Source organism: Legionella sp. PATHC035 (assembly GCF_026191115.1).
GTDB lineage: Bacteria > Pseudomonadota > Gammaproteobacteria > Legionellales > Legionellaceae > Legionella.
On sequence record NZ_JAPHOT010000001.1, the window covers coordinates 913,896 to 934,654 of the forward strand.

Here is a 20,759-nt window from a genome sequence, read left to right on the forward strand (position 1 = left end):
TTAACACACTCCATTCCAACAACCAAGAGCTGTTTGCAAGTTTTTGATGTGACTTTATTTTTGCAGCACATAAGTTCCTGGTGCAGGGGGTAACGAAGAGTCAAGTTCTGGAGGTGAAACAAGTCTTTGCGAACTGTTGTTTACCAACCAATGATGCCATGCAATCCACCAAGAACCCTCTCTTCTTTTTGCTTTACTGAGCCATTTCTTCGGTCCTACATAAGGCATTTTCTTTTTGCTTTCAAGAATAGAATAATAACGTCCGGGATGATTGGGCTCACTGACAATTCCTGCGTTGTGACCGCCGCTGGTCAACACAAAGGTAATATCCGTGTGCATCATCAGGTGGATTTTATATACGGATTCCCAAGGAGCAATATGGTCATGTTCTGTGCTTACTGCGAAAATAGGTAAATGAACATTTCTGGGCGCTACTACTTCCTCTTCGACCTTAAAATGTCCCTCAGCAAAATCATTATGCAAAAACAATTTTTCAAGATATTCTGTATGCATTTTATAGGGCATTCGAGTTGAATCGGCATTCCAGGCCAGTAAATCAATCATCCCCCGTTTTTTGCCCGTCATGTAATCATCAATCATTTTTGACCAAATGAGATCATAAGTCCTTAACATTTGAAAAGAACCGGCCATATGTTTGGGATCAAGATAACCTTTTTCCCACATCATATTTTTGAGAAATGCTATTTCACTTTCCGTAATGAACAGCATCAACTCGCCTGCTTTAGTAAAATCACCTTGGGCAGCCAAAAGAGAAAGGGTTTTCAGGCGATGATCTTTATTTCGTGCCATCGCGGCAGCAGTAATCATCGCGAGTGTTCCGCCCAGGCAATATCCCATTAAATGAATTTTAGTATTCGCTAAAATAGTACTCACGGCATCGATTGCTGCCATTGCACCAAGGCGATAATAATCATCCATTCCTAAATCCCGATCCTTCTCATCTGGATTACGCCATGAGATAATGAATACCGTATGTCCCTGCCCCACAAGCCATTTAACCAGAGAATTTCCAGGAGATAAATCTAAAATGTAATATTTCATGATCCAAGCGGGTAATATAAGTATCGGCTCTTTAAAAACCGTTTCTGTTTGGGGTTCATATTGAATTAATTCAATCAAATGGTTAGTAAACACGATTTTACCCGGGGTAATTGCAACATTCTTGCCCGGTTTGAACTTTCCAGCCCCCGGGGGAGGTAGACCGACTAATCTTCTTAAACTATGTTCAATCGCCAGCTCTGTACCCTGAATCAAATTGACTCCACCGGAGCGAATCGTTTCATAAAAAAGATCAGGATTGGTCAATACAAAATTGGAGGGCGATAAAGCATCATGTAACTGGCGAATATAAAACGAAACCGTACGCTCTGCTCGACCTGAAAGACCAGGAACCTTTCGTGTCGCATATCGCCACCACTCTTCACTCTGCAGAAAAACTTCTGCATAAAATCGCCAAGGCATCAATTGCCAATTCTCTTTATGAAAACGAACGTCAGCCCCTTGTGCTGGTTGCTTATCACACAACAGATGCGTCAGAAATTCATCGGAATGGGTGATGTGAAAAAAAGCCAGTGCCAACAAATGCCCTGGTGATTGGGCTAATTGTAAAAGCCAAGCACAATGAGAAGTACCGATTACAGCGGGGCTCATTCCCATCGTAATCTTACCAAGATTCGCCTGATATAATTTATTAATATAATAAAAAAAATCATCCAACTGATTCTTAAATACTTCGTACTGAGGCTTAGCCGCACTCTCGGCTGGATAAGTAGATTGAATCTTTAGGTGTCGAGTTGAAGCGTTTGTTTTCTCAGTTCCTTTCATGGTCAATATCCTTGGGGACTTTCCAGCATTGATTGGGTGAAAAATAAGGTTTTGCTATAAATTATAGTATTATTTTTAAATAGCGTGCGTGAATTATAAAAATAGAGAAAGGCAACAAGGAAATTTTGAGTAGTTCTGATATTAGAGTATGCTTTAAGGAATAAACCAAACAGGGAAAAAAATGAAAAAACTATGGATTATTTTATTGTATGCCGTTCATACTGCGTCATTTGCTGAAGATTTGGGTAAAACAACTTATCAGATATCATGTCAAAATTGTCATGCAGCTGAATTTGCAGTTGGAATGAAAGCTCCTGCCGCCTTTGATAAAAAAGCATGGAGTGTACGTTTTAAAAACGCAGAGCTGGAGGCGAAACAAAATCCTACAGAATATAAAACCGCTATGGATTATTTATTATACAGCATGAAGCGGGGTAAAGGACTAATGCCTCATAGTGGTTTATGTAAGGAAGTGGATGCCCCTCAGAAAAATTGCTCTGATGAAGCATTCATTCAGGCCATTCAGTATATGTCACAAAACAAAATATAGATTCTAAAAATGCCAGGGATCTGTCTACAATTCGCTAGATTGAGCTAAAGGGCATGATTTTATAACGTATTCAATTATGACAAATGACGCACATAATAAAGGCATTAGTTTGCTGTTTCTGATTTTATTTACCGTAATGGGTGGAGCCGTCCTCGTACTTTCAGGAGGTGGAGTGGGATTTATGCTAGCTCCTATGGCTTGCGATACTCCATCTTCGTGTAATGGCATACTGAGCTCTCTAGCCGTATTGATGCTCATGCTGTTTCCAATTGAACTGATAGTCAGTTTAATTGCCGGATGGGTATGTTTCTTTACTCAAAGATATAATCGATCCATGTGGTTAACTTGGGGTTGTACTCTTGCATGGGTGTCATTTCTTTTCATTAATATCTAATCGTCGATCTGACTCTAACTCCAACTGAACTATCCTTTAAACCATCCCCGATCAACACATAAACAAGTTGGGTCTTCCCGCTCCCAACCTCCCCAAAAAATCCAACTGTGACTTCTTTCTTTTGTTGTAATCTTTGTGGAGTCATAATTATTCTCACCATTATTTCGCTCTATGTGATTTGATATATATTGTCTTTTTGTTCGGACAATAAATTTATTGACTTAATGTTAAACTAATAAATTGAGATAAAAAATCTGTCTTCTGTAACTATAACCTAGGAGTGATATGCAAAGATTGCCGAATAGGGTGTGCTGGTCAGGACTACAAAAACACCTAGGTTACAATTGGAAGTTCATTTTTAACAGCCATGATCATGGCTTATCATGATATAAAACAATCAACTCCTTACTGGAAGAACAACCTAATAATTCCATTGTCTTAGCTAAAGTCCCTTCTACAGTTCGGTAAGAGATATTGATATCTCGGGCGATTTCTTTGGAACTTTTTCCCTGAGCAAGTAATCTAACACAGACGGCTTGCTGCCCCGTTAAGCGCATGGGTAAATGGGACGATTTATGAAACAGCACCATATCCTTTTCATTTAATGAGACTGGTTTTGCTTGTTCTGTTTCGTTTTCAGCAACACACTTAAGAGTATTAAATACATGTTCTTCCAAGGCATTATCATCCGTATCAAGAGAGATACTCGCTACCTTTTCAAATAGGTGATCGCGCTTGCTATGCAGCGAATCAAAAAAAGTTTTGAGGTCAGTCGTTAATAATGGCAGCGGATTTCGTGAAATTCGTCCTAGTTGTACGTCAGTGCTGACTTGTAAAAATACGACAAACTCCGAAGACAACAATTCTTGAATTGCTTCATCATCAATAATGCTGGCATCAGTGGTTGCTACAATATTTTCTTTAGCGCGTAACCCCATCAATACTTCTTTTTGGCATTGGTAAAAATTTTTTTGTCCCTCGGCGCCGAAAATCTCATGCAAAGTACGCCCTATATGATATTCGATTCCAAGATCCGCATCGATAAACTCCCAGCCCAGTTTTTCAGCCAGAAGCTTTGCGAATAAGCCCTTGCCTGCACCAGGTAGACCGACAATAAAAATACGTTTAGGTTGATTCATCATTTTTCTCCCATGCGTGGCTTCCAATAAGCTTTGAATCTACTCATAGTATAAAAACGCATTCAAATTACATCAATACGTAAAAATACGCACCAAATAATCAATTTTTTATACAAAACATTTAAGCCTACTGTTTTATTAACAGCTGTTTTACCGTTAATAAATCACGATATGCTTTTTTCTTATCGGCTGGATTTCGTAAAAGGTAAGCAGGATGATAGCTGACGATAAAAGGAATATTATTGTAATGATGGAGTGTGTTTCGCAATTGTTTCAGGGGCAATGGTTGATTCAGTAAAAATTGACCAGCAAAGCGTCCTAAAGCCAGGATCAAATGCGGCTGAATCAGCTCAATTTGCCGTGCAAGATAAGAACTGCATTGAGTAATTTCCTCGATCTGAGGATCCCTATTATCGGGTGGCCTACATTTCAAAACATTGGCGATGTAGACATCGTGTTCCTGCATCTCAATGCTGTGCAACATTTGATTCAATAAATTTCCTGCTTTACCGACAAAAGGTAAACCTTGCTGATCCTCATAAAAGCCTGGAGCCTCACCAATAATCATTAATTTTGCGTTCGGACTGCCACGAAAAAAAACAGTTTGCGTGCGGGTTTTATGTAAAGAACATCGCGTGCATGCAGCCACCTCTTTGGCTAAAGCAGATAATCCTTGTTCACAAGAGGGATGCGCTCTTCGTAGCTCCCAGAGATCGATTCCCATAGCCTGTAGATAATAACGATTTAAAGGGTCTGACATAGAAGACTCATTTCACACAATAATTGCTCGAGAAAAGTTGGAGGGTTATTTTCGTTTTTAATTTTTGATAAATCAATGCTTCCCTAATTAAAAAAATCCCCTCATCATGAGCCTATCGAGGGATCTCCCTATCTGAGAACAGTGCTATTGGATAAGAGATCTCTCCCTACACTTGCGATGACGTTGGAAATAAGTTGGCCAATTCGTTAAGTATGATTTTGCGGGCTTTGATAAATTGCGTCTCATCCCAAATGTTTTCGACGAGTAATATTCCCATATCGAGATATTCTTGATAAGCAGCTAATCCAATTAATAAATGGGAGAATTTAATTTTTCTAAATTTGCTCAACGCTTCAAATAAAGTCAATCGCTCAATTTCAGCGCCAGATAGATCATCCCCACATTCTCCATCAATGCCTTTAAATTTCGCGGCAAACCACTCTTCTAAAGGCTTTCCTCTCATAATAAAGCTATGGGAAATTTGTGAACCGCCAAGTACTCGAGTATCTAAATATTGCTGAATATCAACACAAATTGAGTTTTTCTTTATGTATTCCAAGGCTTCAGTAAATAATGGACATAATTCGAAAGTTTGCACCTGAACTAGAGCACGTAACTCCACCAATGATCTAAGTCTATTTTGTTGTTTTACTTGATTTTCTGCAGTCTTATTGCGCGAAGTAAGTATCTCCTTTTTCATCGTCTCTATTTGATTATCGAGTTCAACTACAATCTTGTGCAGACGAACAGAATTTTTTCCTTTGGTAACCATTTGATCGTGTAACCAACTGCATAACTCGGCAGATAAAGATTGAGTTTGCTTGCTCGAAAATACTTTGGTTAATGCAGCATTGAAATCATCTGGGGTTAATCGATCATAGAGTTCAGCTGCCTTTAAATAGAGATTCGCATGCTCTTCCTCCAGGTGCTCCTCCAGCATTTTTCGCTCCCAATCATCCATTTTGGTGGCGTTGTTTATTTCAATCATCCCGCCCCCAGGTAAAAGATAAAAACCGTGATGATTTGCAAAACGAATTCGCCCCTGTGCATCGACATGAATTCTATCCACCGCTTCATTTTTAAGAGAACCACCCATTTGAATCTGAATTGGATAGAGTTGATTGGCGGGGGGATGGGCAATATTGAGCTGATCCAAATTAAAAAGATGCGCTTTATTCGTTCTCCTTAAGTGGGCTTTTTGAGCATCACGAAATTTTTCCCAGATTTCTGGGGTATACTCAGGAATTGGCAGTTTCAATCGCATTTGCCCCGGGGTACTACCAAACTCAAACCAGGCATTTAATGCGTCATCCATCTCCATATTATAAAAATCGAATAAAATGTCAAAATAGCGCTGATTTTCCATGCGTTGCAACACATCAGCATAATTAATGAGTGTGGCGGCATACGCTAACTCTTTATAACGTGCCTTTACTTGGCTCGTATCAATTACTTCATTCGCAAGTTTTTTGAGCTCTGCCATTTTATCGACCATCATGGCTCGTCGGCCTTGGGTGTTCGCTCCTTTATATTGAATCAACATTGGACCAATATCAGTAAATAATTGCACAGGGATTGTTCCTTATCAGATGTTTATCAGGGTCAATTTATAACAAAAATGAAAAATATTAATACATTGTGTAAGAATTAAATTATAATACAGCCTGGATAAATTTATTCCTTTATTATGCCTTTTGTTATCGATTCGCAAAATATTGCCAAAAATGAATGGATTTGGAACTTTCTAGAAAATCAACGTCTCCAAGGAAAGGAAGTTTGGAAGCCGAATGAAGAATTTACCTATAACGGCGCTTCGTTTACCATTCAACAACCTGTTTTTGTAAGAAAAAGAAAAAATCCTGCTCATGGCTACGCCTATGAAATGCCATCCTCAAAGCGTCTCGGCGCAGGAAAATATGGAGCAGTATACCGCATTTCCTGCACAATCAGTCGTGGTAAAGCAGATACCTTCCAGGTTCAAGATAAACATCGAGTTGTAAAGTTTCTCGATCCTAATGATGCCTTGCGCGAGTATAACGTAGGACATTATGCCGAACATTTACATATGAAAGCGCCGACCCAGTCTTACCTGGTAATGCGGGAAATGCCGGGGCAAACGTTGGCTAGTTTTTTACATCAATACGATCGAACGCTAACCCGAAAGAAAAAATTAGAATTAACTCAAGCAATAACCCATGCAATCAAAGAACAGCTTATTGATAGAAAAATCATTCATAAGGATCTTCATGGAAATAATATTTTAATACATTACGATCCCCTGTCATCACAAAACCTATTTACCGTAAGTGTTATTGACTACGGCCTGGCGTATTATTCCCCAAGATTAAATATCGGTTGGCTCAATTATGATGTTAGGGCATTAGGGGATTTCCTCTACGCGATATGGTCGAATGAACCGGATAGACCTGAGATTATCAACGCGTTAATCAATATGCGATCTATTCGTTTCAGTGATTACTTACTGCTTGATGAAGTGGTGATCGCCCCCACACTAAAATCCCAAAAGCCATTGGATCGCATGCTTGCCTACCTAAGGCAATTGGCAGAAACAGACGACGGATTAGCAAACGAATTGCGACATCGTTTAATGGGTGCAGTAAAACAATCTGATGCGAGTAATTTGACGCCAATGAAACAAGCTGTCGAACAATGCAAAGAGTCTCTAATCAAACACAATATTGATCTTTGTGGTTTTCCTTATCCAGTTTTTACGGAAAATGCAGAGAAACAAAAACAGTTAAATGAAATTTATGCCTATCTCAGGCATCTCGAAAATAAAGGAAAACTCCTGATGTCCTATGATCAGGAACATGAGGGAAATGCACTTTGTGAACTGGCCCACAACTTAAGACAGAAAACCTATCAAGCCGCTATGATGCCTCCTTTACAACAAAGAGACGCTTTCGCTGCATGCAGCATACAATGCAAGGAAAGTTTAGATCAAAATCAAGAATTGCTTAATATTCATCGAGACTGCAACTACATTTGGGCAGAAATTGGGGTAGTCCTGTGTTCTCTTATTGTTCTCTACCCCTTAGTCGGCTTTATTCATTATCTTGCAACGGATCGGTTTCGATTTTTTAATCAAACAGAATCCGCTGCAGGAGCCTCCAAAATGGAAAAGAATTTTAATCAATTATGTGAGATTAAAGCCTGCTAACAGATTTTTTCACAATTTAATTTAAATTCAATGTCTTAAGCCACTACCTATAATTTTTTTTCCATAATGGTTAATGATTCAAAATTATTTTGCTAATATAACGGCCGTTGTCATTATAAGAAGAATAATTTATGACATTAGCAAAAAATTCAAATCCCTATTCAGCAGATACTGCATTTCAAGATGGCCGATTACGCCAAGCGCAGCTAAAAATGCTCACCATGCTGGAAGTCATAGACTCTATCTGCAGAAAACATGGTTTGGATTATTGGCTTGATGCGGGTACTCTTTTAGGTGCTGTTCGCCATCAAGGGTTTATTCCCTGGGATGATGATGTGGATATTGCCATGCCACGCGCCAGCTATGAACAATTTCTACGTGTCGCTCCATCAGAGATTCCAAACTGGATGTGGTTGCAAACAATCCATAGTGACCCAGGCTATTTTAATATGGCTACGCCTTTAAAAATCAGAGATCGTGCCAGTCGTTTTATTGAAAAACACGAAAAAGGTAACGAGCCATACGTTCAAGGTATCTTTATTGATGTATTTGTCTATGACAGGATGCCCGTAGACCCAAAACAACGTAAGCGTTACAAATTCTATGCCAAAAAGCTCTCCCGTTTATTAAGCACAAAATACAGTAAAGTAAAAATAGGACACTATCCTACCCTCTATAAATTAATCGCCTCATTTTTTCCAAAGCCTCTGCTCGAGTGGGGTTTGCAGAAAATCATTCATCAGGCAAATGCCAGTCATAGCCCATATATAGGGCGAGGTTATAATTGCGTAGGCAAAAATTTAATTAAAAAAGAAGAAATTTATCCATTGCAGCGCGTCTCTTTTGAAACTAAAGAATTTAATATCCCTCGTAACGCCGAAGCGTTCCTGATTCAACAATATGGTGATTATTTGCAGTTACCTCCAGAAGAACAACGGGTGATGAGACATTGCAAGGAACTGATTCCCCATCTAGAAGAAACAATCCAGCCCCCTTCTCTGAGGATTGACAGATAATCATGCAATCGGATACAATTGTACCCAATATTTAACAAGCACATCTCTAAGAGGCTTAAACTATCATGGACATCATTTCTTAAGTACGCCCTTTATTTCGGGCAATGACGGAAGCAGTAAAAATCACTGCCCATTTAGAATACTTAAGAGAGTTACATGATGCATAAGCCTATTCGATTTGAAGATCTTAGTCTTTCTTTCCCCCACAAAACATGTTTTGTGGACTTCAGTGGCCAAGTTTCCAACGGCAGTCGCATTGCAATTATTGGACGCAATGGCACTGGAAAATCAACTCTGCTCAAAATACTTGCAGGTGTAATTCAACCAACCGAAGGTGACATCCATTTTCCTCAAGCATTGAATAGAGGTTATGTCCCCCAAGTTATTGAAGAATATAACTCATTAAGTGGAGGACAACGTTTTCAAAAATTATTGACGCAGGCATTGGCTTCGGATCCAAATCTTTTAATGCTCGATGAGCCTAGTAATCACCTGGATCGTAAAAATCGACATTCTTTAATCAGAATGCTTTCTGAGTATCGAGGAACCTTGATTATGGTGACCCATGATATCGAATTATTGCAATCCACTGTGGATACGATTTGGCATATTGATCAAGGTAAAGTCAATGTTTTTACCGGATGTTATGAGGATTACTTGCGCGAAATCACGATTCAGCGTCATGCGATTGAAGGTGAACTTGCGGAATTGATACGTCAGAAAAGGCAACTGCACGTCGACATGATGAAAGAACAAGTACGAGCCAAGAGCAGTAGAGCTCAAGGTGAAAAGCACATTCAGCAGCGGAAGTGGCCAACCATTGTTTCACAGAGTAAAGCGAGGAATGCGCAAGAGACTTCCGGACGTCGAAAAAGCGCAATCAACCATAAGAAAGACGAGTTAAGCCAACGTTTATCAGAACTGTACTTGCCCGAAACGATTCAACCCAAATTTGCTGTACCTGGAGTTGTAACAAACCAGACCTTAGTAACAATCAGTGAAGGCACTGTTGGTTATGTTGAAAATAACTCCATTTTGCGTGAGTTGAGCTTTTCAATCAAAGCACGCGATCGGATTGCGATTTGTGGCGATAACGGCTCTGGTAAATCCACTTTACTCAAAGCCATTTTAGGAAGTCCGTCTGTAATAAAAACAGGAAATTGGACTGTCCCTCAAGCGGATGAGATTGGCTACCTTGATCAACATTACACGACGCTGCCAGCAGAGAAAACAGTATGGGAGGCGATAAGCGGTTGCTTAATCCATAAATCCTATACCGAAATTAGGGAGCATCTAAATGATTTTTTATTTCGAAAAAATGAAGAAGTTAATGCCTTGGTTTCAACCTTATCTGGTGGAGAAAAAGCTAGACTCTCTTTGGCACACATTGCGGCGATTACACCCAAAATGCTGATTTTGGATGAAATGACCAACAACTTGGATAGAGAAACACGTGCTCATGTCATTCAGGTACTCAAAGTTTATCCTGGGGCCATGATTGTTATTTCCCATGATGCTGATTTTTTGAATGCTATCCAAGTAACTGATCAGTATGAAATTAAGGATGGGCGATTAAGCGCCCTATAGTTGTACCCAAAACTGAGTAAAGATTATGAATAAAAAAAATAGTTCGCTAAACACTTTTTTCCTGAATCTGATAAAACCCTACAGTGGGTATGTTATTGGATTATTGCTCACAGCTGCGTATTGGGGAATTAATAATGCCCTTTCACCTTATGTGCTAAAACTCATTATTGATAAGGTTGCGGCATTTTCGGGAGATAAATCCGCCCTATTTGATGCGATAAAGCCCTACATCATCGTGTATATTACATTGTGGATCTTAATTGCATTGGATATGCGTCTTTCAGATTGGCTGCGATTGAAGTTATTTCCCTACTTACGCTATGACCTGGTTAATAACATGTTTGCTTATTTGAATCAGCACTCACATCGTTTTTTCCAAAATAACTTTGCAGGCAGTTTATCCAATAAAATATCTGATATGACCGCGGGCACCATCGCCGTTTTTACAACAATCGATGATGCTGCCGCGCAAATTGTCGGCCTCATTATTGCCATTATCAGCATGCTGCTTGTGCAGCCGATATTTGCTTTGATTTTATTTATTTGGGCCATTACTTTTTTGGGGGTCGCAATCGTTTATTTCAAGCCGGTGCAAGATCTTTCTAATATTTTTGCGACCAGTAAAACCACTTTAGTTGGAAAAATTGTTGATAGCATAAGTAATATCACGAACCTGCGCTTGTTTTCTAGAGCAGACTTTGAGAATCAAGTGATTCGAAATGCAACCCAGGATACTACCGATAAGGATCAGACCATGCAATGGACTATCTTGAAAATGCGTATCTATTGGGATGTGAGTATTATCGTGTTGATTGCAGCTAATTTATCTATGTTGGTCGTTATGTACACTAAGGGTCAAGTATCAATTGGTGATTTTAGTTTCGTTATCTCATTGTCACTCAGCATTTTCTATAATTTATGGTACCTGGCAAGCCAATTCGTACATTTTGCTGAAGAGTTGGGAAAGTGCAGACAAGCCCTAACCTTGATTTCAGAACCGCATGAGATCACGGATCAACCCAATGCGCAGCCACTTAAAGTCACTCAAGGCCGTATTGAATTTCAAAACGTGAGCTTTCACTATGATGAGGGAGCCCACCTTTTTAAAAATAAATCCGTCGTGATTGAACCCGGGCAAAAAATTGGTCTGGTCGGTTTATCTGGCTCAGGAAAAAGTACTTTTGTCAATTTGATTCTTCGCCTGTTTGATGTGGAGTCAGGTAAGATTTTGATTGATGGACAAAATATTCGCGAGGTAACTCAGGAATCACTACGCGAAAATATTGCAATGATTCCTCAGGATGTAACCTTATTTCATCGCACTTTAATGGAAAACATTCGCTATGGCCGTATTGATGCAACAGATGCGGAAGTAGTTGCTGCATCAAAGAAAGCACATTGCCATGAATTCATCTCCAAACTTCCTGAGCAGTATGATGCGTTAGTTGGTGAGCGTGGCATTAAATTATCGGGTGGACAACGACAAAGAATTGCCATCGCCCGCGCTATGTTGAAAAATGCACCAATTCTCATCCTTGATGAAGCAACCTCAGCCCTGGACTCGTTGACTGAAAAATTGATTCAGGATGGCTTGCATGTGTTAATGCAAAACAGAACAACTATTGTCATTGCACACCGACTCTCCACCTTATCTGAAATGGATCGCATCCTGGTTTTTGAAAAAGGCCGTATCATTGAAGATGGTTCTCACGAGGAACTGCTCAAAATACCGAGTCATTACAGCCGTATGTGGAAAATGCAAGCCGGGGGATTTTTACCCGATGCGCTGTAACGATAACTGGTGCGACGAAATTTAGGAGTTTTGTAACTATCCCCTCACCCCAACCCTCTCCCCAAAGGGGCGAGGGGATAAAAAAATCTTTTTCCTGAAAAAGTGAAGGGATCAAAAAAATCTTTTTCCTGAAGAAACGAAGGGATAAAAAATAGTCCATAAAAATCCCCTCTCCCGCGAAGGAATAAAAAATAGTCCATAAAAAATCCCCTCTCCCGCGTCGGGAGAGGGCTAGGGTGAGGGGATTAAAACAGCTTTTTTCCTCACGTGTTAACTCTAAGATGTACACTAACCAATTACGCGATGCTAATCAGAATCACTGCAACAATGAACCACCTATTGTGTTAGTTCAGTGGCTGCTTTTTTACTCATCTCATACTGAATGTTCATTTCAGAGAGTGCCTCTGGTGAGACATCATTTTTAGCATCAATTGCTCGTTCATTCCATTTAGGAACTCGCACTGCCTTGAAAAAATGATCTTCAGCTTGTTCAAAGCGTTTATCAAAATTAACAGTATGGATTTTATTAAATTTGGTGATTTTTCCATCATCATCTGCTTCTAACTCTACAATCGCTTTTTGAATTGTGATTGTAGCATCAGATTTTTTACCTTTGATTGCATCCTCCATGAGCTTCTTCGCATCTTCTATTTTTTCAAAAAACAGGACCTCATTGCCTAACGAGTATCCACAAACCTGCTCAAATGCCATGGTATGAAGAGGAGAAATCAAATAAGAAGCCCAATCGGTAAGACTATTACCTGCCTTAATATAGGCAGGACTAACTATCGCGAATATTGTTTTCATTTTATTCCCTAAAATTTAAATATATAAAGTCCGTTCTTGAATGAAGTCACTTTATCTCCATTGAACTTGAAAAAAGCAGTGCTACAACATATAAGAGTTTCTTGTATTGAATTGACAAGTATTTGTAACCTGAATTAGCGTTTAATCCGAGTTACAAATACTTGTCAATTCAGACAGTAAACACTTGCCGAAGATTGCAACCATTTCTCTCGGGTTAAATATTATCACACGTGTTCTATTTGTATAAATGCCTGTCATCACTTTTTACAATTACTGCATACAGGTCATTTCTTATGCCTCAAGGTAAAAAGTACCCAACAAGCTAAGTGTCAATTTTGAATATCTATTCCTTTAGAAAAACCTCCTCAGAGAGCAAATGTACATGAAGAATAATTTTCACCCACTCAACTATACTCAAAATAACCCAGTCTAAAAATTAAGAACTTGCAGGATGCAATACTGGGCTGACTAAAAAGGAGTTTTTTTATGAAAGTTAATTATTTGCTCGCCCCTCTTATTTTAATGCCACTATGTGTTTTCAGTCAGACTTATGATGATGTGACCACCTTAATGATTTCACAGAACCCGGAGAATAAAAACAACCAAACCCTCACTTATTCCAATGAACTCGATAACTTAAAAAAAAATAAATCATTGATTCGCAGCATTGATTTTCCAACACAAATCATTCGCATGGATCAAAACATAGAAAATCAACAGCTCACCTGTGATGAAGTACATGACCAAATTGATAAAATCTTAGTGCAAAAAATAGTGAAGGAACAATTTTCTTACGCGATTTATATTAGTTGTCACTATAATCCGGAAACTCGATTAGCAACCCAATTCATAATCAACAGTTATTTTGATCCTTTAAATGATGAAGCAGTGACCTACCTGGAATCCTATCTGAGCGAATACAATGGCACTGATTTATTGGGAACGAAATATAAAATTGAATCCGCAAAAGGACTCATCATTTCCTTAGAGGTTGCTGCCGGAATGAAAAAAAAACCGAATAGACCTCCTTTTGTCGAGTATCACAAAGACCGGAGTAATTTCTACTTCAAAAGCAACTATGAAATGAAAAATAAGTTACTCAGTGATATCTATCAAAATTTCTTTACTCCTGATCCAAATAAAATACTCCCTTTCCTAGATAAATGGGTTTCATCTCATGCAAGCTCCATTTATAAACCGGTCTTAAGAGATTCAAATTATGTTGAATTACAGCCCGAAAAAATTTTCCTTATGGAGAATGAGGAACTATTTGTATCTAACTTTAAACAGTATTTTGCGCATTATTGCGAGCCTTATGAAAACCATCGATGCTTGAATCCAGGAGGCAAAATAGAAAATGAGGAAAATCTTTCGAAAGCAGCTTTGTAACTTATGAAATGAGTCATGCAAGACAATTCCCCTTCATCCCTCATGATGCACAGGATGAAGGGGATTCTAGTTAACCCAATTCGGCTTCATAGGAAGCTATTTTTCTCGGTTTTAATTCGCCTTGCTCCTCGGCAATTGCTTTATCATTGACGATCTTAGTGACACAAGCATCGGACCATACATTTAAGGCAGTTTCTAACATATCAATTAAACCATAGAAAGGTAAAATAACCCCCATGAGCACGATGGGAACGTTCATACTGGATAATAGGCTAATGCTCAGGAAGAAACATCCCATAGGTACTCCAGCATTTCCAATAGCAGCAACAGTGGCAACGAATATCCACAAAACCATGGTACCGTAGGAAATGGGCATGCCATGATTCTGCATTAAATAAATTACCGTAGCAAAAATAAAGGCAGCACAACCATTCATGTTAATGCTGGTGCATAAAGGTAAAACAAAACGGCTTACTTCTGGCTTTACCTGCAAATTCTTTTCTATAGTATTCATGGTGACCGGTAATGTCCCTACGGAAGACTTGGAGAAAAAAGCGACTGACAAGGCAGGAAGCATAGAACGCATTGCGGCAAAGGGTTGAATATTATTCTTTTTTAGCCATAAAGGTAAAACGACAAAACCTTGGACTAAATTGGCTAAAACAACGATCAGTAAATACTCACCGATCCCTTTGATATCCATACCCGAACGCAACTGAACTACTGTTGAGGTAATAAAGCCGAACAACCCTAAAGGAATTACTGCGATAATCCAACGCGTCATCACCAAGAACATACCGTGCGCGCCTCGGAAAAAGCGCGTGATGGTATCACGTGCTTCTTCATCAGGTATTTGACGAACCGCAATACCGATAATAATACTTAAGAACAATACCCCCATAACTTGTTGTTCAAGAAAAGGAGACAATAGATTAGTGGGTATGATATTCGCCAGATACCCCAAATAACCTAAACTGCTCGTTGATGTGGTTGCTTGTGCATCCAAATTGACTTGCACCGAACTGGGTTGAATGATGAGATAAAGCAAACAACTGATCACCGCAGCCACTACCGTAGTCGAAAAGGTATACTTTATTGTACGTTGCCATATTTTTTTCATATACCCATCAGTTTTGTAGTTTGCCAAAGTGACGATGATGGATAAAGAAATAATGGGTAAACTGATGCACTTAAAAAGTTTAATAAATAAATCAGAAATCAATAGACCTGTTTCTTTCAAAACAGCAACATTTGACATGCCACTGGCAATACCCAAACCAATCATTAAAGCATAAATCACAGGGGTGCTGAAAATGAGTTTTTTCTGTTGTTGATGTGCTGCACACATGTTGGGAATCCTTAAAAAATCAAAAAAATGAACATAATGAACATAAAGAGATTAAGTTAGCAGCAACAACAAGAAACAAGTTTAAAATGAGCGAGGTTTGAACGGTGCATTGTTTGGTTCGGGTGAGTTAACATAAAGACCTTATACTCTGTCTGATTAAAATATGTACAATAAGAAATATTCTAACACATCTAGCCTGTTCGTCAAGAGATTTTAAAACCTTAACCCCTATAATTTATCAATAAATCTGGGTCAAAAAGCTGTAATCTCCCTAGGTGAACGTATCCCTAACAGGAGAGGTGTTATGAGTTCTTAATCAACTAACTCTATGCATTTAATTTGTTGCTTTAAACGCATGATCCGACGGTAGGCATCTTCGATACGTTGTTGCTCTAATTTTTGCTCAAAAACAAGTCGTTCAATTACTTCAATCACTTCTGGAGCGGTAATTTTGGCTAATTGATTTGCGAAGATGAGCATATCAGCCCCTGCGTTGATTGTCATACATAGGGCATCCTCAAGTGAGTAATGATCTGTAATTGCCTGCATTTGTAAATCATCAGCGATGATGACTCCATCATAGCCAATAGTCTCACGCAATAAGCCTGTCAAGATAGCATGGGATAAAGTAGCAGGTAAGCCTTGCTTATCCAACTGTTTATTCACCACATGCGCCGTCATAATCATAGTAGGTTGATAAGCCTCTTTTGCTAATTGATAGTAAGGAATCAACTCTTCCTTTTGGAATGTATTCGTAACATCCACAAAACCTTTATGAGTATCACCCAAAGCACTACCATGTCCTGGAAAATGTTTATAACAACATGCGATACCATAACGAGAAAAGACATCAACAAATTTTCTGGCCAAATGAACTACATCACCAGGATTGGTTGAAAAACTACGTTGTAAACTGCCAATAATTCCCTGCTCTTCTTGGAGATGCAAATCAACAACTGGGCTGAAATTAAGATTAAATCCTAGTGACTTTAGGGTAAATGCCATTTGTGTCAGTTCTGCCTGCAGCGCTTCCGGAGATAATTGTGCCATCGTGTAGGCACTCATAGTCGGCATACATCCTTCGATGCGTGACAAACGATCTATGGCTCCCCCTTCATAATCTAGCGCAATTAATAAAGGCAATTCATTGTTTTTATAGTTTATTTCTGAAGAATAATAATTCAGTTGATGTGTTAGGCGTTTGATTTGTGCCTGATTTTTTAAATTTCTACCATATAAATCTGTAGAAATATCGTAATCGAATAACAGAACGCCACCTAATCCATCTGACGATAGCCATTCAGCAACAGGGCTTTTGTTGTGAATATCACAGCCATCAAACCCCATGACTAACATCTGACCAATTTTGTTTCTAAGAGTAATCATCAGTCGCTCCGTCAACAAATTAGGAAAAAATCCTTCCTAAAAATTAGTTTTTGTTGTGACGAGAATCATACACAAAGATAAAAATTAATGCCATTTATATCTTTTTTGGTGGTATCGCCGGGATGTCATTAAAATTGCAACTGCAATTTCCTGATGCATCGGGAGGCAGCGGGACCAGTGAAAAATCACTTGGGTAACAAACAGTGACATTCCAGGCTGAATCTCCAGGATTTACGCTGTTGGGCAAAGACCAATAATTTTTAGCAATATAAGTTTTCCCTTTGTCACTTTCCCAAAAAACTGGTGAAAACTGAGCGCGATACATTAGTTTTTGCCCAGGTTCGCAAGGGAAAGTCTGACGCATCCAAGATTTTCCAGAAGGGACTGCTACCGTTGTTAGAGTTTTACCTGATGCTGCATCCATGATTTCCACAGATACATCATATTTAGTCCAACAATTATCCTTAACTAAAGTGTAATAACAGGTAATAGCAGCCCAAAGAGAACTTGATGAAATAAGGCTTAAAATAATAATAAAAGTTCTTGCTAACATAATTTAATCCTTTTAAAGGGTGCGTGTTAACAATTTGCTTGGTCTAAAAAAAAACAATTAAATGAATTGTTAACAGACTCTAGAGCCATATATTCATAGTATATACAATATCAATGATAAATTATGTAGATAAGTTATCAATTTAGGCCCGTACAAGGGTTGATTTTATTATCCGACCTGTATAAGCTTGCCCGAATTGGAGAGATGGCCGAGCGGTCGAAGGCGCACGCCTGGAAAGTGTGTATACGGCAACGTATCGAGGGTTCGAATCCCTCTCTCTCCGCCAAATTCAATAAAAAAGCGGTCATATTATGCTTAAAGTGCCTACCGTTTTTTTATGTTTACTATTCCCATAGGTACTTTTGCAGTGATGGAACTAGGGGCTAAAAAATTCAAATTATTGGCATGCAAAAGTATGATTATGAACAATTCATTTAGGGATATGGCATATGAAATTAATTATAATAGGAATTTTATTATCATTTAATGCAATCGCTGGTGATTATTTCCCTAAACTAACATCACAAGATCAGCCATGGTCTGTTTCTGCGAGTGCGGGTACAGGCAATTACCAAATATCTTCCAAAGACAAAAATGCGCCAATAGGACGATTAGCCCTCGCTAATGAAATGATGCTTGCAGGAAATATTGCATTGGGCTTGGAATTAGGACTGCAAACTGGGACTCGGATAAAATTTAACATGACCCGAGAAACACTCCAGGCACTTAAAAAATGGATACCCATGCAAACTACTCTTGCTCCTACGCTGGATTTATTAATTACCACCAAAAGCGACCCCCTGGGAAATAGTTCTTTTTTTGCTCAACTAAAGGGAGGACTGGCTTATCGTCATTGGCGTGATGATCGTGTTCCCCTTAATGACATCTCCCAATTAGCAGGCGAAATACAAGCAGGTTTTGGTTATCCAATTACTGCTTTGGCTAGCCTTAGTTTGTTGTATCAGGGAATATTTAGTGGTAATGGTCCAAATTTTCATTTGGAAACTTATTCTAAAAAAGAGCAGTTATCGAACATTCCTACATTACACGCTGTGCTCCTGGGTTTATCGGTTAACCTTTAAAAATTCCCGTCCTCCTGGGAGATCTCTCGATGCGTTCGGGTTGACGGCAAAAAAAATTACCGATAAATGTCAGATGGTGTGCCGATTGAAAGTCCTTTTCACGCAAGATGCGCCAAATGTGGCTTTTGGTAGACTATAATGTAAGCAAATAGGTCCTCTTCTCCATTGATTTTCAGGGAGTATTATCATGAAAGAACAACATTATGCCTATAAAATAAAGCACGGCACATCAGGTCTGAATTGCCCACATTCTGCATTGGAAAATGACAAAATGGTAGACTTGCTCAAAGAAATAGAAAACCAGCATAGCGATGGAATATTTTGGGTATTTAAACAATTTGGTGATCAACCCCAAGAACCACTTTGCATCATCGACTGTTCAAAAAAACGTATTTACTTTCATTATTCCGGTGAGGTTGAAGATTTAAAGGATGCTATAGCCAATTTAAGCCATTAACTTATGCCCTCAAATAATTGCCTTTTTTAAATCAAAATGAGTATTATTTTTTTATTTTGATTTTATTTAGCCCATAACAAGTCTAGACAAATGAATTTTTTTTAGTCACCATTCCCTTCCTTTATTCCAGTTGAAGAGAATACCTATGTCTTTAAAATCCAAAATAATTATTTTAAGCGCGCTTTTTCTTAATTTATTTCCTTGTGCTTATGCAAGCTCTGCAGTAAAGCCCGTCGAAAATGATACTGCCATTCAAAACGCTGTTTTATTCTATGTTAACCAATACCGCCAGCAACACGGCTTATCTAAGCTTACAATGGATAATAAGATTGTAATCCAAGCCAAAAAACACTCTCAGGATATGGCCAACCATCGTATGCCTTTTGGCCATCAGGACTTTGGAAAGCGTATTGCCAAACTGCGTTCACAAATTAAAAATACTGGCGGTGGCGCCGAGAATGTCGCATACAACTACAAAACGGCTCAAATCGTAGTCAGCCAATGGGTTCGTAGCCCAGGACATCGAAGAAATATCATGGGTAATTATAACATTACTGGTGTTGGTGTTGCTCGTGACAAACAAGGCAAACTTTATTATACCCAAATTTTTCTACAAACAAGCAAGAATCCACCGCAAAGACACGCAGCGAGAAGAACTTACGTTGGTGTCCCCTTTTTTGGTATTCAGCGTCGTAGTTAACGATTCGGTAGCCTGGGTGCAGCGCAGCGAAAATCCAGGCTAAATTTTCTTCATTAATTCAACACATTAATAAGCACCTGTTCAATTTTAACGAAATCTTTGCAAAAAATCAGCAAAATCAAGTGGCAATAGAATTCATATTGGCCTATCATAGAATCATAGACAGTACACATTGTTCAGCCAACATTATTACTTTGGGAGCCAGAGTGAGAGTGCGGTGTGCAAGCTTAGCATGTACTAAGAAGCCTAAAACACTCCAGAGGAGTCCACCTTGGTAAAAAGGACTGTACTCAATCTTACTGTCTATCCCAAATTCCATAAAAGGGCGTTTAAAATACGCCCTTTTTCTTTCTATTTCCTATGGTCCCTTATGATTATGAGTTTTGGCCCAGTTCAGCAGCTTCCTGTTATCCCTCGCTGCGCTCGTCATTTAGAGGTTCTGAGGATGCTACACCTAGACGATTAGACCACTCATTTTGTTCGATTGTTTTTTTTAATCTATAACCACTATAATCAAACAGTTAAAACCTGAATTAGAATTATAATTAAATACATACTTTCTATAATGGACACTCAAGCAAATGGATATTTTATTAATTTTTCTTATCCTATTCTTTTTTAGCTTATCCTTTGGGCTAATCCGATTCTTTGATTATCTAACCAGGAGTGAATCATGAGTTTGTATTTAAGCTGCGGAATAATTGCTTTATGTTTGTTAATTTATTTGCTAATTGTGTTATTCAAACCTGAGTTATTCTAGGTGAGCCGATTTA

At 38.7% G+C, this 20,759-nt stretch carries 19 protein-coding genes, 1 tRNA gene and 1 other RNA gene; 13 read left to right on the forward strand and 8 right to left on the reverse strand.

The features are described 5' to 3' along the window. Nucleotides 1-54 precede the first annotated feature (54 nt). Complete coding sequence (locus OQJ13_RS04075) at nucleotides 55-1,845, reverse strand: PHA/PHB synthase family protein (protein WP_265709366.1); 1,791 nt, start codon at nucleotides 1,843-1,845, stop codon at nucleotides 55-57. A 181-nt stretch (nucleotides 1,846-2,026) separates the two neighbouring features. On the opposite strand from OQJ13_RS04075, the gene OQJ13_RS04080 reads away from it, so the two are divergent. Together OQJ13_RS04080 and OQJ13_RS04085 are read left to right on the forward strand one after the other, a co-directional pair. Then, the gene (locus tag OQJ13_RS04080) at nucleotides 2,027-2,395 is read left to right on the forward strand and encodes a c-type cytochrome (protein WP_265709368.1); all 369 of its coding nucleotides are present in this window, start codon (nucleotides 2,027-2,029) and stop codon (nucleotides 2,393-2,395) included. 76 nt (nucleotides 2,396-2,471) lie between these two features. Further along, nucleotides 2,472-2,789 carry a hypothetical protein gene (locus tag OQJ13_RS04085; protein ID WP_028379932.1) on the forward strand — a complete coding sequence of 106 codons (318 nt, stop codon included), beginning with the start codon at nucleotides 2,472-2,474 and terminating at the stop codon, nucleotides 2,787-2,789. Between the two features lie 371 nt (nucleotides 2,790-3,160). Here OQJ13_RS04085 and OQJ13_RS04090 read toward each other — a convergent pair whose 3' ends face one another. From OQJ13_RS04090 to OQJ13_RS04100, 3 genes are all read right to left on the reverse strand, one after another. Next, complete coding sequence (locus OQJ13_RS04090; RefSeq protein ID WP_265711882.1) at nucleotides 3,161-3,928, reverse strand: shikimate kinase; 768 nt, start codon at nucleotides 3,926-3,928, stop codon at nucleotides 3,161-3,163. 127 nt (nucleotides 3,929-4,055) lie between these two features. After that, nucleotides 4,056-4,688: a uracil-DNA glycosylase gene (locus OQJ13_RS04095; protein WP_265709370.1), complete on the reverse strand. Its 633-nt coding sequence runs from the start codon at nucleotides 4,686-4,688 to the stop codon at nucleotides 4,056-4,058. Between the two features lie 166 nt (nucleotides 4,689-4,854). Then, nucleotides 4,855-6,258 carry a hypothetical protein gene (locus OQJ13_RS04100; protein ID WP_265709372.1) on the reverse strand — a complete coding sequence of 468 codons (1,404 nt, stop codon included), beginning with the start codon at nucleotides 6,256-6,258 and terminating at the stop codon, nucleotides 4,855-4,857. Between the two features lie 117 nt (nucleotides 6,259-6,375). Between OQJ13_RS04100 and OQJ13_RS04105 the strand changes: the two genes are divergently transcribed. The 4 genes from OQJ13_RS04105 to OQJ13_RS04120 all read left to right on the forward strand — a co-directional run bounded on the left by OQJ13_RS04105 (nucleotide 6,376) and on the right by OQJ13_RS04120 (nucleotide 12,264). After that, nucleotides 6,376-7,869, forward strand: coding sequence for a protein kinase (locus OQJ13_RS04105; protein WP_265709374.1), 1,494 nt, complete (start codon nucleotides 6,376-6,378; stop codon nucleotides 7,867-7,869). 131 nt (nucleotides 7,870-8,000) lie between these two features. Continuing rightward, the gene (locus OQJ13_RS04110) at nucleotides 8,001-8,885 is read left to right on the forward strand and encodes a LicD family protein (RefSeq protein WP_265709376.1); all 885 of its coding nucleotides are present in this window, start codon (nucleotides 8,001-8,003) and stop codon (nucleotides 8,883-8,885) included. A 156-nt stretch (nucleotides 8,886-9,041) separates the two neighbouring features. After that, nucleotides 9,042-10,472, forward strand: a complete 1,431-nt coding sequence (locus OQJ13_RS04115) for an ABC-F family ATP-binding cassette domain-containing protein (RefSeq protein ID WP_265709377.1) — start codon at nucleotides 9,042-9,044, stop codon at nucleotides 10,470-10,472. A gap of 25 nt (nucleotides 10,473-10,497) precedes the next feature. Beyond that, entirely contained in the window at nucleotides 10,498-12,264 is a 1,767-nt protein-coding gene (locus OQJ13_RS04120) for an ABC transporter ATP-binding protein (RefSeq protein WP_265709378.1), read from the forward strand. A gap of 336 nt (nucleotides 12,265-12,600) precedes the next feature. Here OQJ13_RS04120 and OQJ13_RS04125 read toward each other — a convergent pair whose 3' ends face one another. Further along, nucleotides 12,601-13,071 (reverse strand): hypothetical protein, encoded by a 471-nt coding sequence (locus tag OQJ13_RS04125; protein WP_265709379.1) that lies wholly within the window; start codon nucleotides 13,069-13,071, stop codon nucleotides 12,601-12,603. A 486-nt stretch (nucleotides 13,072-13,557) separates the two neighbouring features. Here OQJ13_RS04125 and OQJ13_RS04130 point away from each other — a divergent pair, with 486 nt between their 5' ends. Beyond that, a complete protein-coding gene (locus OQJ13_RS04130; RefSeq protein WP_265709380.1) occupies nucleotides 13,558-14,460 on the forward strand; it encodes an Lpg0189 family type II secretion system effector in 903 nt (300 codons plus the stop codon). Nucleotides 14,461-14,530: 70 nt separating this feature from the next. Here the strand turns inward: OQJ13_RS04130 and OQJ13_RS04135 are convergent, their stop codons facing one another. The 3 genes from OQJ13_RS04135 to OQJ13_RS04145 form a co-directional block, all read right to left on the reverse strand. Then, complete coding sequence (locus tag OQJ13_RS04135) at nucleotides 14,531-15,808, reverse strand: dicarboxylate/amino acid:cation symporter (protein ID WP_265709381.1); 1,278 nt, start codon at nucleotides 15,806-15,808, stop codon at nucleotides 14,531-14,533. A 312-nt stretch (nucleotides 15,809-16,120) separates the two neighbouring features. Continuing rightward, entirely contained in the window at nucleotides 16,121-17,194 is a 1,074-nt protein-coding gene (locus tag OQJ13_RS04140) for a glycoside hydrolase family 3 N-terminal domain-containing protein (RefSeq protein WP_265709382.1), read from the reverse strand. Nucleotides 17,195-17,288: 94 nt separating this feature from the next. After that, the gene (locus OQJ13_RS04145) at nucleotides 17,289-17,747 is read right to left on the reverse strand and encodes a hypothetical protein (protein WP_265709383.1); all 459 of its coding nucleotides are present in this window, start codon (nucleotides 17,745-17,747) and stop codon (nucleotides 17,289-17,291) included. A gap of 198 nt (nucleotides 17,748-17,945) precedes the next feature. Between OQJ13_RS04145 and OQJ13_RS04150 the strand changes: the two genes are divergently transcribed. The 6 genes from OQJ13_RS04150 (at nucleotide 17,946) to OQJ13_RS17065 (ending at nucleotide 20,746) form a co-directional block, all read left to right on the forward strand. Beyond that, nucleotides 17,946-18,033, forward strand: a tRNA-Ser gene (locus OQJ13_RS04150). Between the two features lie 163 nt (nucleotides 18,034-18,196). Further along, nucleotides 18,197-18,829, forward strand: a complete 633-nt coding sequence (locus OQJ13_RS04155; protein WP_265709384.1) for a hypothetical protein — start codon at nucleotides 18,197-18,199, stop codon at nucleotides 18,827-18,829. A gap of 187 nt (nucleotides 18,830-19,016) precedes the next feature. After that, nucleotides 19,017-19,286, forward strand: a complete 270-nt coding sequence (locus OQJ13_RS04160) for a hypothetical protein (protein ID WP_265709385.1) — start codon at nucleotides 19,017-19,019, stop codon at nucleotides 19,284-19,286. A gap of 145 nt (nucleotides 19,287-19,431) precedes the next feature. After that, entirely contained in the window at nucleotides 19,432-19,986 is a 555-nt protein-coding gene (locus OQJ13_RS04165; RefSeq protein WP_265709386.1) for a CAP domain-containing protein, read from the forward strand. A gap of 161 nt (nucleotides 19,987-20,147) precedes the next feature. Continuing rightward, nucleotides 20,148-20,290: non-coding RNA, 6S RNA (gene ssrS, locus OQJ13_RS04170), on the forward strand. A gap of 369 nt (nucleotides 20,291-20,659) precedes the next feature. Beyond that, the gene (locus tag OQJ13_RS17065) at nucleotides 20,660-20,746 is read left to right on the forward strand and encodes a potassium-transporting ATPase subunit F (protein WP_081776841.1); all 87 of its coding nucleotides are present in this window, start codon (nucleotides 20,660-20,662) and stop codon (nucleotides 20,744-20,746) included. Nucleotides 20,747-20,759: the final 13 nt, after the last annotated feature.